Origin of the sequence: Agrobacterium sp. 33MFTa1.1 (assembly GCF_004328495.1) — a bacterium.
Taxonomy (GTDB): domain Bacteria; phylum Pseudomonadota; class Alphaproteobacteria; order Rhizobiales; family Rhizobiaceae; genus Agrobacterium; species Agrobacterium pusense.
This window is the reverse complement of record NZ_CP036360.1, coordinates 442,567-458,310: the sequence shown is the minus strand read 5'-3', so window position 1 is coordinate 458,310 and position 15,744 is coordinate 442,567. Positions and strand designations below refer to the sequence as shown.

Annotated in this window: 10 protein-coding genes and 1 pseudogene; 5 read left to right on the top strand and 6 right to left on the bottom strand. The window is 58.6% G+C overall.

Annotated elements, in window-relative coordinates; genetic code table 11:
- Positions 1 to 155: 155 nt before the first annotated feature.
- Positions 156 to 524 carry a nuclear transport factor 2 family protein gene (locus tag EYD00_RS25600; RefSeq protein ID WP_131258988.1) on the bottom strand — a complete coding sequence of 123 codons (369 nt, stop codon included), beginning with the start codon at positions 522 to 524 and terminating at the stop codon, positions 156 to 158.
- Positions 525 to 870: 346 nt separating this feature from the next.
- Here EYD00_RS25600 and EYD00_RS25595 point away from each other — a divergent pair, with 346 nt between their 5' ends.
- Positions 871 to 3,672: an ATP-binding protein gene (locus EYD00_RS25595; RefSeq protein ID WP_034495469.1), complete on the top strand. Its 2,802-nt coding sequence runs from the start codon at positions 871 to 873 to the stop codon at positions 3,670 to 3,672.
- Between the two features lie 2 nt (positions 3,673 to 3,674).
- Here EYD00_RS25595 and EYD00_RS25590 read toward each other — a convergent pair whose 3' ends face one another.
- Positions 3,675 to 4,481: a hypothetical protein gene (locus EYD00_RS25590; protein ID WP_131258986.1), complete on the bottom strand. Its 807-nt coding sequence runs from the start codon at positions 4,479 to 4,481 to the stop codon at positions 3,675 to 3,677.
- Between the two features lie 281 nt (positions 4,482 to 4,762).
- On the opposite strand from EYD00_RS25590, the gene EYD00_RS25585 reads away from it, so the two are divergent.
- Positions 4,763 to 5,053 carry a hypothetical protein gene (locus tag EYD00_RS25585; RefSeq protein ID WP_034495464.1) on the top strand — a complete coding sequence of 97 codons (291 nt, stop codon included), beginning with the start codon at positions 4,763 to 4,765 and terminating at the stop codon, positions 5,051 to 5,053.
- A gap of 137 nt (positions 5,054 to 5,190) precedes the next feature.
- Positions 5,191 to 5,835 (top strand): annotated as a pseudogene (locus EYD00_RS26405) (protein kinase domain-containing protein); the annotation flags it as partial.
- Positions 5,836 to 6,156: 321 nt separating this feature from the next.
- On the opposite strand, the gene EYD00_RS25575 reads toward EYD00_RS26405, so the two are convergent.
- From EYD00_RS25575 to EYD00_RS25555, 4 genes are all read right to left on the bottom strand, one after another.
- Positions 6,157 to 7,323, bottom strand: coding sequence for an HlyD family secretion protein (locus EYD00_RS25575; protein WP_286084902.1), 1,167 nt, complete (start codon positions 7,321 to 7,323; stop codon positions 6,157 to 6,159).
- Positions 7,324 to 7,437: 114 nt separating this feature from the next.
- Entirely contained in the window at positions 7,438 to 7,827 is a 390-nt protein-coding gene (locus EYD00_RS25570; protein ID WP_034495459.1) for a response regulator transcription factor, read from the bottom strand.
- A 927-nt stretch (positions 7,828 to 8,754) separates the two neighbouring features.
- Positions 8,755 to 11,421, bottom strand: a complete 2,667-nt coding sequence (locus EYD00_RS25560; RefSeq protein WP_051674107.1) for a PAS domain-containing sensor histidine kinase — start codon at positions 11,419 to 11,421, stop codon at positions 8,755 to 8,757.
- A 134-nt stretch (positions 11,422 to 11,555) separates the two neighbouring features.
- Positions 11,556 to 12,209: a response regulator transcription factor gene (locus tag EYD00_RS25555; protein ID WP_051674120.1), complete on the bottom strand. Its 654-nt coding sequence runs from the start codon at positions 12,207 to 12,209 to the stop codon at positions 11,556 to 11,558.
- A gap of 306 nt (positions 12,210 to 12,515) precedes the next feature.
- On the opposite strand from EYD00_RS25555, the gene EYD00_RS25550 reads away from it, so the two are divergent.
- A complete protein-coding gene (locus tag EYD00_RS25550; protein WP_034495453.1) occupies positions 12,516 to 14,045 on the top strand; it encodes an ABC transporter substrate-binding protein in 1,530 nt (509 codons plus the stop codon).
- Positions 14,042 to 15,673 carry an ABC transporter ATP-binding protein gene (locus EYD00_RS25545; protein WP_051674106.1) on the top strand — a complete coding sequence of 544 codons (1,632 nt, stop codon included), beginning with the start codon at positions 14,042 to 14,044 and terminating at the stop codon, positions 15,671 to 15,673. Before EYD00_RS25550 ends, EYD00_RS25545 begins: the two co-directional genes overlap by 4 nt.
- Positions 15,674 to 15,744 lie beyond the last annotated feature (71 nt).

The window sequence follows — 15,744 nt, the reverse complement described above, 5'->3', positions numbered from 1 at the left end:
ATGCGATTACGGTTACGCTGGTGAAATTCGAATAATGAATGCTTTGCTCACGACCCTACAGGTCGATTCTTTTAGCAAGTACTATTCGGTCTCAAACGATCCAGATAATGAGCGTCGCGCTCGGCCTCCCCCATGGATCGGGGGATCAACCGTCGTCAGGCCTCGTCTCGGAGAACCACCAACAGGACGATCTTCTCGAAAGAAAGCACGAAATAGAATTTGTAGAGCAGCGGTTCTGGTAGCCCGCGCTTGTCGAACTCGCCGTCCACGCTGCCCTTCATGATGGTGCTGCCATAATGCCGATGGATGGAAATCGCCTCGATCGACAGGGAGACGCCCGCGACATCAGTCTTCGCCCACTCTCCGATTTCGGCGAGACCCTGAACTTCATTCAACTGGTCGTTCACTATCGCGTCGGCGGCGAAGAGTCCCAAAAGGCGCTCGATGTCGCGCGAGTTGATCGCTTCGACAAAGTCCGTAATGACCTTGCGATTCATGAGTTCAGGGGTTGAGTGTGCGTTCATCGGTTCGCCGACCTTCCAAGAGCGGTGTATCATTACGTGGCTGTATCTATTGGCATTTGAGGCATGCTATCGCCTCGTCTGCCGCGTTAGGTAGCTTTGCTCGACTGCTTTCCACACTGTCACTGTCTCATGGACGCATCGGAATGGCATGTGAAACGATGTGAAAAGGCGCTCGTGAGGACAGCGGTTATTTCCCGCCTATTTCACGGCGAGACATAAACTCGGGATCGGGCGTGAAAACGTGTACCGGGGCGAAGCGTCTCCGGGATACAAACCTAACCCACCAGCTAGGTTGGCGGAGGGTATCGGGCCTTTTATACTGAGATTGACTCAGTGTGACGGCACCATGATCTACTCGTTCGGACCATATCGCTTCTTGGCGTCCCAGCGCTCGCTACAGCGCGACGGGGAACCGTGCGAAATCGGCAGCCGCGCTACGGACATCCTGACCCTGTTGCTGGAGCACGCCGGGGAAGTGGTTTCGAAGGACACCATCGTCAGTCACGCCTGGCCTTCAAGTTTCGTTGAAGAAAGCTCGATCAGGGTGCAGATTGCATCGCTCCGAAAGGCCCTGGACGACGGCGACCGGGAGAAGTACGTTCGCAACATACCGGGGCGAGGCTATTGTTTTATCGCTCCGGTCGAAAGGGAAGCGCCGCTAGAAGCGGTCTCGCGTACCTCCCTTCCCGCGACGTCCGCAACACGCCCGACCATTGATGTCCCTCCTCCGCTAAAACGTATTATTGGGCGTGACGGTGTTGTCGCGGAGCTGGTCGCCGATATCCTCGATCGTCGCTTTGTCACCGTTGTCGCATCCGGCGGCATCGGAAAGACGACCGTTGCCGTCGCGGCGGCACACCAGATGCTCGACGAATTCGAGGGCGACGTCTACTTCTACGACTTGGTCGCTCTCAAGGACGCCGCGGAACTTCTGACGGGTCTGGCGAACGTTCTAGGTGTGAACACCTCCGCCCCGAATCTCCTGACATCCATCGTCGCGAACCTGGACGGCCGCCGCCTCCTGCTGGTTTTAGACAACTGCGAGCATATCGTCGAAGACGTCTCGATACTGGCAGAATCACTGTACGATGCCCTGCCGGGTCTTCACATACTCGCCACCAGCCGCGAAGCACTGCGGGTGGAAGGCGAGATACTTCTCCACCTCCAGCCACTCGAAGCACCACCTCCGGGCGCGGCCATTTCAGCTGCGGATATCGAGAACTTTCCCGCCGTCCAGCTTTTCTTCGACAGGGCTGCCGCTGCGGGACTGAGAGGTGAACCCGGCGACCAAGACGCGAGCAAGGCCGCGCAGATATGCCATCGGCTCGACGGCATCCCATTGGCATTGGAACTGGCGGCTGGTCGCGCCGGCGCACATGGGATTTCGGGTGTGGTTCAACTGCTCGAGAACCGCTTTCGACTTCACTGGCGAGGCCGACGAGCAGCGCTTCCGCGTCATCAGACGCTGAGATCGATGTTCGACTGGAGCTACAACCTGCTTACCCGCGAGGAGCAGGCGCTTTTCCGGGCCCTGTCCGTGTTCAACGGGGGATTCACGCCGGAGATGGCGATAGCGGTGGCTGCCTTTATGGAAACTACCGAAGAAGAAGTCTTCGATCTCTGCGAGAGCCTAGCGGAAAAGTCCCTCATCTCGCTTCAGACCGGACAACAGCTTTATCGGCTCACCGAGACCGCCCGCGCCTATGCAGGGGAAGCCCTTCAGCAGCACGAGGGAGAACTCGCCCGCGCCAGCCAAGAACATGCAAGCTATTTTCTTGCCTTCACGCGGAAGCTGACCGAGTTGACCCCGCCTTTCGAGAGATGGGGCGAGCAGCACAGAACCAGCGACCTCCTTGCCAATGTCCGGTCTGCGTTGAGATGGTGTTTTTCCGAGGATGGAAATGACGACGTCGGCGTCGCGCTCATCGCGTCGTCCTGGCCGCTTTTCTACGAAATGGGCCTCCTGACGGAATGCGGGTCGTGGGCGGCGAGAGCGCTCGCGGCGGCGACCGAGCTCGACCTCGCGACTGAAGCGTCTCTTTGCGAAGCCGTGGCCTTGACGGGGACGATGGCGGTACATTCAATGCTTCAGGTCAAGACGGCCTACAGTCGATGCCTGGAGTTATGCCGGGAGCTTGGAGATGTCGGGCGCGAGATGCGCACGTTAGCGGCCTATAACGTCTTCATCACCAGGATAGGAAAGTATCAGGAGGGTCTTGAGGCAGCCAGGGATTTCGAGGCTCTTTCGGCCGAGGCGAACATTCCCAAGGCCAGGCTCCTGTGCGGCTGGATGAACGGGACGACGCTTGCCTATCTCGGTTCATTCGCGCAGGCGCGCCATTACCTGGAGGCCGCCGTCCCCAGATATCCCCTTCTCGACCTTTCGTTCACAGCGATGCTACAGCTCGTAAGAGCGCGCTCGCTCTACGCCCGGACGCTTTGGATAGAGGGAGAGACGGACAGGGCCCTTCAGGAAGTCGAGCTGGCGCTGGAGGAATCTCGCACATACGGCAACCCCGTCTGCCTGGCGATCGCGCTCACGCACGGAGCGGGCGTTTTCCTTTGGTCGGGAAATCTCGACAGAGCGCAGGAACTCGCAGCGGACCTTCACAGAATCACTACCAGCAACGGACTTCCTGCCTTCGAGGCCTTGGCAATCGGCATAAAGGGGGAACTGGCTTTGTCGGATGGTCGGCTGGAAGAAGCCGAGGCGTTGCTTAACGAGGCTCTCGTCCGCGCCGACGCCCAAATGCATGCGAACACCGCGACTACCATCGCCGCCGCCCAGTCGGAGTGCGCATTCCGTGCGGGACGACCGAGGGAATCCCTCGATCTGATCGACCGCGCGATCGGCCGGGCGACTGAAACGGGCGAGCGGTTCCAGCTTGCCGAGCTCCTGCGGCTCAAGGCGACGTTCATCGTTCCATCGAATGCGGAATTGGCGGCCGAAACCTTTCGCATTGCGATCTCGACCGCGCGCCAGCAGGGTGCGCGTGCCTTCCAGCTCAAGGCCGCGGTCGGCTTCCGCGACGCGCTTCTACCGGGGACGAAGGACGAAGCACATGCCGCGGTGGCCGAAGCATGCCGCTCCACGCGGCCGGATGATACTTCAGAAGCCGTAGATCGGCCTAGCGTTCCGGCCGCCTGACATCATAGACCGTTCTCGAACCTGTGGCTGATCTCGGCCTTGCCGACCACGTCCGCGATCAGACGGTCGCCCGGACGGATGTCAAGAAGGAAGGGATAGGTGCCGGATGTCACTATATCTCCTTTTTTCAGCCAGGAACCCTCTTCCCGCAGTCGTTCGGCGGTCCACAGCAATGCCCTAAGGGGGCGAACGAGCATGGACGTCACATCCCATGCAGTGCGGCCTTCCCTTTGCACGACAGCACGTACGTCCACATTTCCTGAAAGGTCTACGCACGGGATTGGCGTGGGCTCCATGATGATTTCCGCGTGATCAATCCGCGCCAAACGGCCTGAGTGGTGTCGGCAGCCGTTGAAGGCAACAAGAACCGGATACACGCCAGCGATGGCCTTCGAAACGGACTCGGTGGCGATATCCTCGCCTACAAACGGATATTCACGCGCGATTTCGAAAGCGATGTCGATCTGGTAACCCACGATGTTCTCGTGAACCGGGATACCATCGTCCGTAAACCGTCTACCGCCGTCGGCCTGCATAAGCTGGGGGCATGAAGCGCCGAAATGACGCTGGACGGGTTCGGAGAAACCGAGCACGGCATAGCCCGCCCAGCTCGCGCCGTCATGTCCGCTACCGCGGTGATCTCCACCGATTGAGTTGGGTTTCTCCGGCCTCTCGATATTGAGGGAAGCGCCGTTCGACTTGCGACGAGACCGCAACGTATGAGCGGGAAGCTCGAAGAGGCGTTGGTCACGAACACGGTTTTGAGATTGATATACCCTACCAATCTGTATTCCTGATGCAGTCGTCATGTTCGTCGCCCTCGCTGCGGTATGGTTCGCTGAAATTGCTCGGCTGCAACGCTTTGCAATCCAGCGGAACCACACTGACGTCGAACCACGGGTTACGTAACTGAACTTAGGTATGCCATCGGGGTCACGGGTGCATCTCATGCTCGTTCCATGGTGATTTACCATGTGCGGGCGCTGAGTACACCAAAGTATGCTACCCGGGCGGTTCTCAGGAAATTAGTCTGACCCCGTTCGGCGACATCCGTGGCTCATCGGACTGCAGCCTGTTTACGAGGGAGAAGATGGTGACGGCAACGCTCACAATGCATCCGCGATCATCAACCCTCGACTTGTCGGTTGTTGACGCGCTCCGGATGGCCGAGAGCTGCGCCAGTGGCGATCGGGAGCTACCTTCGCATTCGCTGCCTCATTATTCGGTACGATTCAATTCGCAGATCGTGGAGCTGACCCTGTTGGACCTCATCCACGACCCTTTGGTCGCCAGCCTCAACCGGGCGGACGGCGTCAGCTTCGAGACTTACATGCAACTGCTTCTGAGCGCGGCACGCGTCAAGGCGGAGAGCCTGTCTTAACGAAATCCTCCACGCTCCCGCAAGGATCGGCGAAGTTGAAAGCCCGATCGACGTCCAAACTGCTAGATGCGGCCCAGTCGGATCACTATAAGGCTTCCGTCCAGGTCGGGAGAAACAGTTGACCGAAATACCGTCCGATGCGTTCTACGAGCTTCCGATCCCACTCCGCGATCAGCTTCTTGCCTTTTGGGGCAGCGCAAAAGGCGTTAGACAGTAGCGCGGGCTTCTCGGGTGAAATCGTCTTTCTCGATAACGGCGATAGCGTCTTTCCACGACTGACCTGCGCTAAATTCCCGCGACGGCGCGAAGTCTTCTCACCAGCTGAACGTGCGGAGCGCTTCCTGCGTGAGATCAAGCTGCAGACGGCGGCGCATTATCACCCTAACGTACATTGGCCCTTTGACGTTATCTTTATCCTTGGCACGCCCATCGCCTTTTTCCGGCGGTGGGAGGGCGATCTGTCCGATTTCATCGAGGATCCTCGTTGGGGTGATCTCGGGCGATTGTCGTTGTTGATCCAGCTTTCGGCGAGTCTCGCGCACGGTCACCGTCGCGGCTTGGTTCACCAAGACCTCAAGCCGCAAAACATCTTCGTTCGAGACCTGAGGACGAACTTTTCGCTGCCACCGACCGATTTGTGGTTTCGCCCTTTGGTCGCGGACTTTGGTAGCGTCAATCTTGCCGCAGACATCGGCGTGTTCACTGGTTCGCGCCCGTACATGGCACCCGAACAATGGCACAAGACCGAGCTTGGTGAATGGACCAGCGTGTTCGCGTTTGGAATCATGCTTCACGAGATCATGTGGCGCGAAGTCCACCCGACGGGCGAGCGCAGTCGCGACTGGCATCGGCAGATCAACTCGGTTTTAATCGCTGGCAGAAGAACGACCGTTGGCGAAGATGAGTGGGAGACGGCTGCCCACTCGCGCGATCGCTCCCCATCACGATTTGGCGGAATTGGTGGCGGCAAGCAAATCACCCCGGCTATGCTTTTCGTCGCCGAAATTAGCGGTGGGTGTGGTCGTCCCGGTTTTCGGGAAAAATACCTCGCGTCGCCACTATGTTCAACGACGATGGCAAGACTGAGGATTGTCGACCCCTCCTCATGGCGTCGAAGGACCACCTCTCGTGTCGATACTCGGAACCACCGACATACCCGATCGCAGACGGCCGATATACTCCTTGCTATCGATGACGATTTTCACGGGGATTCGCTGGACGATTTTCGTGAAGTTGCCCGTGGCGTTGTCGGCGGGCAACAGCGAAAACTCGAGTCCGCTTCCCGGTGAAACGCTGTCGACGTGCCCGTCAATGGCCGCATCCGGAAAACTGTCCACCTTGACCGCCACCCGCTGCCCCGGCACGACGTCGGTCAGCTGTGTCTCCTTGAAATTGCCCACGACGTAGACGGCGTTGAGAGGCACGACCGCCATGAGCTGTGTGCCGGCGCTTACCAGCTGCCCAAGACGTATGGTACGCGCGCCGACCGTTCCGTCAATCGCCGATACGATGTTGGTGTAGGACAGGTTGAGCTCGGCTTGGTTTACTCCGGCCTTTGCGCGGTCCCTCTGGGCGATGGCTTGGCTGCGTTGGGTCTCAAGCACTGGAACCTTGTTTTCCGCTGCCACGACGGCCGCCTTGCTATTGTCCACCGCCGCTTTGGCCTGTTCGCTCACCGATTGTGTTTGCTCGGCTCGCGAGAGCGTCCCGGACCCGTTTGTATAGAGATACTCGGACCTTTTGGCATCGGATGACGCAAAGGCGAGATTGGCTTCCGAAGAGGCAAGCGCCGCTTTCGCCTGATCGATCAGCGCATTCTGGAGCACGATCTGCGCATCGACGTTTGCGATGGCCGCCTCGGCGGCTGCGAGATCACCGCGAGCCTGCGACACCGCGGACTGGAAGTCGCGATCGTCGATCCGCGCGACGACCTGCCCGGCCTTGACGTGCTCGTTGTCGGTCACGAGGACCTCGCTGATATATCCGGAGACCTTCGGCGCGACCGCCGTGAAGTCTGCCTTGAGATAAGCGTCGTCGGTCGTGATAATGAAACGGCCAAGGGTGTAGTACTGGAACCCCTCGTATGCGCCATAGGCTGCGGCAAGGAGGATCGACCCGCCGAGCATGAGGCGTCGCATCAATCCACGAGTACCTGAACTGGGCTCTACAGGAAGGTTGACCGTCTCCGATGCCGGAGAGGGCTTCGCTTCCCGATCGGGCTGTGGCAGCCTTAGGACTTCGGGCGAAGCTATGACTGAAGACTCTGCCATCAAAATTCTCCTCATCGAAATGACGTTGATCGCATTCTGGAGAAGTCGGCGTGGATCGACAGCTATACGTTCGGGTACCGGGGTCGCGGCACTGACCGGGAGCACTGTGGATTATCAGCCCCGCGAAGCGTCGCTACCGATGGCGTCATGGATCAATTGGAGAAGCAATGAAGTATCGATCGGCTTGGCTAGGAAGCCTGACGCGCCGTATTTCAGGGCCGTCGCCTGCATTTGATTGTCCGAGTAGGAAGTCATGATCAGGATCGGAGGGCAATCTTCCCGAGACTTCAGCAATCTGAGCATCTCGATGCCCGAAATCCCCGGCATCCTTACGTCGGCGAGAACGCAGCGGAACGATCGGTAGCGGTCACTGTCCAGGAAAAAGTCCGCCGAGCCGAAAAGTTCGCTCGTGTATCCGGCGGTATCGAGAAAGTCCTTGATCGAATTCCGTAGGTGAACGTCGTCTTCGATGATTGCGATGTGTGCGGTTTGCGAGCCAGCCATTTTTGAAACTTGTCACTTTCCGCAGCGGGATTTCAGAAAAACGCGTCAAATAATCGGTTCTTGCAACACGGGACGGCAAATCGGGACTTTTTGATCAGCATGAAAACGAGACGGTTGAGATTCAAACTTCTCCGGTTGTCGCAATACCACGCATTGCAGGAGCGCCGTTATATATACCTCCGTTTGGTTTTTGGTAGGAATAGCCGCAACTTTCAGATACCGCTTTTCGCTCAGGCCGCAGCACACATCCTATTTCCTCCACTTTCGCGCCCTGGGGGAATTGGCTGCTCGTCCACCTGCGCGAAAAACATGCCAACGCCCAGCACGAGAACCTTCAGCGGGAAGAAGACGGTTGGAAACCAATCTACCCAATCGTCTGTCATTGACCAATTCTTTACGGTTGTATGGACGCAGGGCACATACAACATTTTCGGCTTGCAAGAGACGTGCTTTTTGTTGCAGCGATTAGAACACCCGCTCCCGGAGGTCTTGGAGCACTCCACTAAGAAGGGAAGCACACGTAAAACCGCCTGCGAGCAAGGGTACCCTTTCGTACAACTGCAAAACGCCAGCGATCACCTTCACTTTCGTCCCGCAACAAGGGAAACGACCCCCCTCACGGCGAATAACATAAAAAAGCTATCGTATTCGGCTGTACTCGCGCTCTCGGCACTCCTCGCAGTTCCCGCTATGGCCATCGATCCCATTCCGGGTAGCATAACGTACGAGAGGCAGCATGCCACACGCCTCAAAAAGGCCCCCGTCGGTAGCCAGTTCAATCATGACTTTTATTCTGATGGCACTCGCTATTCCGAAACATACGTCGTGCAGTCTGACCGTTCGCTCAAGCTGGTGGACCGTGTCCGGCAGTCAAGTCACTGAACTAGGTTGTAGGACCCGGCAGTCCAGCCGAATCCCACCTAACTGCTATTGCAATTCGCCCCTTTCCAAAGTCGCGATATCGACGACGTCACTGCCTGCCGCGCCGATGCCCGCCCTTCCATTGGTCGGAAGCGTGAAAGCCACCAAGGCCCCACCCCTTCCACGGTTGCCTGCACTGAGCTGACCGCCATGGGCTTCAACGATAGATCGGCAGATGGCAAGACCGATCCCGAGAGCATCGCTTTTGGTCGTGTAGAAAGCTTCGAACACCTTTTCCGGGTCGGTCAGACCGGGACCGTTGTCACCGACGGAGACCTCCACAACCTCACTGTTCACCTTTCTCGCACGTACCTCGATTGACCGACTGCGTGACCGGGTTTCATCAAAGGCCTCGACACTGTTCTTGAGTAGATTCAGAACCACCTGCTCGATTTGAACGCGGTCTGCCAGAGTGTCGGGTAGGTCACCGTCAAGATCGACGTGGACCTTGATTTTCCCCGCGATCAACTTGTCGGCCAGCGAACTCTTCACGTCCTCGATCACTGCTTTCAGCGAAACCGCCTCGCGCTTATGCTCTGTCTGCGAGAAAATGGTTCGGATACGGCTGACTACTTCTGCCGCCGCCTCCACGTCCCGCACGATCCACTCAGCGGTACGTGTCGCCCGCTCGAGGTTTGGCGGCGTGGCCCTCAGCCAGTTCTTGAAGGCGGTTACATTCGAGACAACCCCCTGCAGTGGCTGGTTCAGATCATGTGCGATCGAAATCGAAAGCTCCGATAGGCTCACGGTTCTCGCGGCTTTGGCCAAACGCTCGTCGGCGATCCGGAGGGCTTCCTGCGCTTTCACCTCGTCGTCGATGTCCAAGTTGACGCCGTACCATTGCAGGATTTTGCCACCGTCATCCCGGAAAGGCTCGCTCCTGTCCTCTATCCAGCGATAGACGCCGTCCGCTCTGCGTTGTCTGTAACGCATCGCGTAGGGCTTTCCCTTACGGCGCGCAAGCGCCCAGCGGTTCTCGACTGTTTCCCTGTCGTCGGGATGGACGAGGTCTTCCACCGCCGGACTGATGTCGAGCCGAGAGCCTTCGCTTTTGCGAGAGACGTACAAGCCGTTGTTGTCGACCAACCTTTTGTTGACATAGACAGGCGTTCCGCTGTTGTCGGAAAGGACAATCCCCACGGGCACGGTATCTATCATATGCTGAAGGTAACGTTCGCTTTCGCGCAAAGCGGCCTGTGCTCTAACCTCCTCCTCGATATCGATGGAAACACCATACCACCGGATGATGTTGCCAGTGTCGTCCCTGAGCGGTTCGACGCGCGAGTCAAGCCATCGGAACTGCCCGTCTTTCCTGAGCAACCTTCCCTTGGTATGCAATGCTGTGCCAGTTTCTAAGGCATTCTTGAATTCTTCGGCAATGCGCCTGCTGTCATCCGGGTGTATCAGCTCCGAATACGTTGGCCGAGGTGCAGACGGATTGCTGGGGCTCGGCCCCGGTTCGATCCCGGTCCATTCGACCATTCGGTCATTGAAATGGAAGACGAAACCTTCGGTCGACATCAGCCATATCAACGATGGCACCGTATCCACTATGAGGCGCGTCTCCGTCTCGCTTCTGCGCAGCGCGTTCAGCGCTTCGATCTCGTCGTTGATGTCGAGAAAAACGCCGTACCACTGGACGATCGCCCCCTCGATATCGAGAAGCGGCTGAACGGTAGCATTCGTCCATCTATAGGAACCGTCCGAACGCCTGTGACGGTACTTGAGGCAGAATGACTTTCGTGTGGCAAAGAGCCGACTGACAGTCGCCCTTATCTCCTGACGTTCTTCGGGGTGAACCGCATCCATGAGCAGGCTCTCTAGTCCGCCGACATCTCTTTCTCCAGCCGATAGTCCAAACCATCGGATCAATTGGTCATTGACATAGTTCGTCTTTCCGTCAGGACCCGCGCGCCAGATGAGTGCGGGCACAGTGTTGATGAGCTCGCGGAGCTGCTGCTCGCTGGCCTTCAACGCCGCCTCGGCGTTTTTCTGATCGGTAATGTCGACCGTCGAACCGTACCACGCGGTGATCTTTCCGTTTTCGTCGCGAGAGGCGATCGCGGAATCCCGGAACCATCTGTAGGTCCCATCGAAGCGGCGTACGCGTTGCTCGTCGACAATGGGTTCACCCGTCTTGAGACTGTTGCGCCAGAGCGCCAAGCTTCTTTCCCGGTCATCGGGATGAACGAAGGGTGTCCACCACGCGGTGTCGGTTCCTTCCATCCTCTCCTTCATTTCCTCCGGAGTGATCCCGACGAACTCCGTGGCGGCGGGGTTCACGAACCTCATGCGGCCATCGGGATAGGCCGACCATCCAAGTCCGGGTATATCTTCCAGAGTCGGGCGGACAGTCTTATAGACCTGATCGTAGAAGGATATCGTCCGATAGGAGGTGATAACTGCCCAGATCCCGAATGCGCTTATCGCGTAGGCAGTCCAGCCCCTGATGCTCAAGTTTGCAAGATCGCCTTCTACCCAAATAAGCGCGGCAGCTGCTGCGCTTATGACGATGGCCGTAGCGATACCCCACCTCCAACCAAAGCAAATAGTTGCGAAAGCGACGGTAATCAGGAGGCCGACAGGCTCGCTCAAAAGGACGGCAAATCCAGCGCCGACCGCACTCGCCGCAAAAGCAAACCAACGGCGCTGCTGTGATGTCTGGAAATCCATCACGCCTTCCAAGGATGATGACAGGACGCGCCGGGCTACGGTAGCGGGTCGTTCATGACCGAGTTCAACCTATACCGATGGTTCGGTGGTCGAAACCTATCTCGTAGGACAGGTAAGAGGCATGATCGGCCCCGCTATTCGACGTTCTCTCGTATATGGGAGGGCAGCGCCTGCCAGGCGGTGAAGAGCTGGTTGAATGTCGTCACCTGCATCTTCTTCATCATGTTGCTGCGGTGCAGCTTTACCGTGACCTCCGAAATGCCCAGCTCGAAACCGATCTGCTTGTTCAGGCTGCCCTCGACCACGAAGCGTAGCACCTGACGTTCCCGGGCGGTGAGACCTTGGTAGAGCGCGATATGCTTTTGCGAGTTCGTTTGAGCCTCGCGCCGTTCGAGGTCGGCGCTGATCGCCCTAGAGACGGCATCAAGAAACGTTTGATCGCGCACGGGCTTCGTAAGAAAGTCCTTGGCTCCGGCCTTCATGGCCTCGACGCTCATGGCGATGTCGCCGTGGGCCGTGAGAAATATGACCGGGGTGTGATTGCCTTGTTTCAGGAGATGATCCTGTAGGTCTAGCCCGCTCAATCCCGGCATACGGACGTCCAGCACGAAGCATCCCGGCCGATCCGGCAAGGTGGCCTCGATCACCTCGCGTGCGGACGCAAAGGATACGGTGTCGATACCGACTGAGCAGAGGAGATTTTCCATCGCCTCCAGCACGCGGGCATCGTCGTCAACCAGCGTCACGATCGGCAGCAGCTCCAACGGCCGCGTTGCAGCCCCCTCCATGGTCATCCCCTCAAAAGCGGCGCGCGCCCACGCGATCCTATCATACAGCAATGTTAACAAGAGAAGCATCGTTTTGGAACCCTGCCCCATCCGCCCGGATCCGAGATCTGGACGGACCGACGAGCTCAACACTCGGCTCCCCGCGGTATCGGGCAATGACACCGGCAACTGGCGACGTGATTTTTGGCGCGATTTGTACAAGCTCCCTTGGTTGTCGGAACTGGTTACGGCGCAATTCCGGATGTTAGGATTTCGCTGTGCGGAAAGTCCGCCGGAGTCGGGTTGAGTTCATAACAGGATGCCAACATGTTGCCGGGCGGTTTTGCCTTTGCTGTCAGTCGTGCGATCGCGTGTGTTTTCGCGGCGGCCCTCATTGCGCAACCCGTGGTCGCGCAGGAGGTTCTCCGGGTTCCGCTTCTAACGGACATCGCCACGTTCGATCCGGACAACGGATTTGAAATCGGTGCCATGAGCGCGATCAACAACGTCTACGAGGGTCTGGTTCAATACGAGCCGGGCACCGTAAAGGTCGTCGGCCGACTGGCACATTCCTGGGAAGTCTCCGACGATGGTCGCGAATATGTCTTCAGGTTGGTTGACGGCGTAAAGTTTCACGACGGCACCGAGATGAGTGCGTCCGACGTCGTTGCTTCCTTCGACCGAAGGAAGGACGGCAAGCTGGCTCTGTCGTACTTCCTGTCCAACGTCGAAAGACTCGAACCAGTGGACAGATTGACCCTCAAGATCGTCCTCAGGCGCGCGCAACCCTCTTTCATCGACAGCCTCGCGAGTCCTTGGGGTCCAAAGGTGATCAGCCCGCGAGCGCTAGCCGAACACGATAAAGGCGACAAAGCCACCGGATGGCTCGGTGAACACGCCGATGGAACAGGTCCCTATGCATTGGCGGAATTCAGTCGCGGTGACCGCTATGTTCTCAAGAGGAATGACGAGTACTGGGGACAGAAAGCGTTTTTCCCGGAAGTGCAGATTCCGGTCGTCCCGGACATTGGCCAGCAGATACTGCAGTTGAGAGCTGGAGACATCGACGCCGTGCCGACGGGGTATCCTATCGCGCAACTCGGCGGCATTCCATCCGATCTCGCGGTCTCGGCGGCCCCGAGCGTAAGCCTCTACACCCTGTTCGCGAAATCCGGCTCGCCCCTCGATGATCCGGAAATCAGGCAGGCGGTGTTGACTGCCATCAATCCGGCTCTCTGGGCGGATGAAGCGTTCGGCCAGTATGCGACCGTGGCCAGGTCGGTCTATCCCCGCGTGGTGCTGGATCCCGGCAGACCGCTCGTCTTCCCTGTCGACATGGAGCGCGCCAAGGCGATAGTCGCACGCCGCGGTCCTGTCAGTCTCGTCATCGGCCAGCACAGCGCCACACCTGGCTATCAGAAAATCTCGGGCCTCCTGATCGCGCAGCTGGCATCCATCGGCGTCAAGGCGACGTCCTACGCGTTGCCGCCGGGAGCCGCGTTCAACTTGAAGCAAGCGACGTCGCCCCCGGACTTACTCCTTACGATCGCAGGTCCGGATGCGGCTCACCCGGTGAACCAGGCAAAAGCGTTTTTCACGAAGGACGCTCCGGTCAACTTCTTCGGACGTTCGATCGGCCAAGCCGACCGCCTCATCGAGGAGGCGGGCAGTCTGGGGAACGACGCTCGACGGAACGCACTCTACGAACAAGCCGGACAGATGATCTTCGACGCCGGAATCGCCATACCGCTTGTCGAAATGCAGGATGTCGTGGTCCATACCAACGACATCCGCGATTTCGGCTTGAGACCCGTCTATCCCCCGGGAAACATAGATTACGAGAGCGTCCGCCGATGAGCGTCGGGGTAGGAGAGCTGGTCGGAAGCCGTACTCCGCCGTTTGCCACGCTCGAAATCCGTGGCTTGCACGTTTCGATGTTGCGTGGAGCACAGAGGAACGACGTTCTCAAAGGGCTGGAGCTAGAGGTTCATTCCGGGCAGATAACCGCGCTTGTGGGTCGAAGCGGTTCTGGAAAGTCGACCCTTGCTCACGTCATCCATGGTCTTTTGCCGCGCGACAGCCAGCCTCGGATTAGTGGCTCTATCCGTGTCGTCGGTGAGGAATTGGTCGGTACGAGCGAGCCCAACCTTAGAGCTGCCCGGAAGAGCCTGGTGCGGATCATCCCCCAGGACCCCTTCGACGCGCTGAACCCGACAATGAGCGTTCGAGCGCAGATGGCGGAAGTGTGCGGGGAACTCACAGCGGTCGAACGGCTGCGGTTGGCGGGGATCGCTGACACCGAACGCGTCATGGGCAGCCTTCCGCATCAGCTTTCCGGGGGAGAGAGACAGCGTGTTCTGATCGCTATGACGACGGCCGTACCCGTGCCGCTGATCGTGGCTGACGAACCCACGACAGGTCTCGACCTTGATAACAAACGAAGGGTCACCGCGCTTCTGCGGAATCTGGCAGCACACGGAGCGGCCGTATTGCTCAGTACGCACGATCTCGCAGTAGCGGAGATAGCGGATCAAACGGCAATCCTCGAAGATGGGCGGATCGTCGAGGTCGGGCCGACTTCGACGATCTTCGCCCGCCCCCGCCACCCCTACAGCGTCGGGCTCCTCGCGATCCGGTATGATGGAGCCGTCGACAAATCCGCGCAATTGCCAACCCTCGCCCAAGGCGATCGAGCTATCGACAATTCGCATTTCGAAAACATCGTGCAGCAAAGCGTTCCTTGGGCCCCGTTCTCCTCGAATCGAGAGGAAGTCGTGTTGGACATGCGCCGGGTCTCGAAGGCCTTTCGTACGAGAAGCCTCTTTCGGGTTAGCTCTTACGATGTCCTGGCCGAGATCGACCTCACCGTGAAGGCCGGAGAGTGTGTGGCGCTTCTAGGCGAGAGCGGCATCGGTAAATCCACCCTCCTCAAGATCGCTGCTGGGCTCCTTGAACAGGACCGCGGAACGGTTCGGTTGGACGGCCGCCGCCCTCAACTGGTCTTCCAGGACCCTAAATCTTTCCTGACGCCTTGGGTCCCTATCGGTGAACAGATCGTCGAAGGGTTGCGTTCCGCGAAGGTGGCAAAGGTGCCTCGCGACAAGCGCCTGGCGGAATTGATGGATTTCGTCGATCTCGAGCGCTCGCTTGCCGATGCCTTGCCTTCAGAGCTTTCTGTCGGTCAATGCCAGCGTGCCGCGATCGCCAGAGCGCTTGCGGTTTCCCCGCGGCTCCTCCTGTGTGACGAACCCATCAGCGCGCTGGACACGTCGCTCGCGGCATCGATGCTGAACCTGCTCGGCCGCATCCGCCGCATCTATGGCACCGCGATAGTTATCGCGACGCACGACCTCGCCGCTGCCAGGATCGCCGCGGACAGGGTCTATCGCATTCATGATGGAAAGCTGCTCGAACTCGCAGACATGTCGACCTCCTCGCGGGACGACCGTTGTGATCCATCCGGCAGGGACGCCGGACTATGCTGAGGCCGTTCGCACGAAGACCGACCGGACACTCGGAAGCGTCTAGCAACGGCTGGTCTTTCCGCAGGATTGAC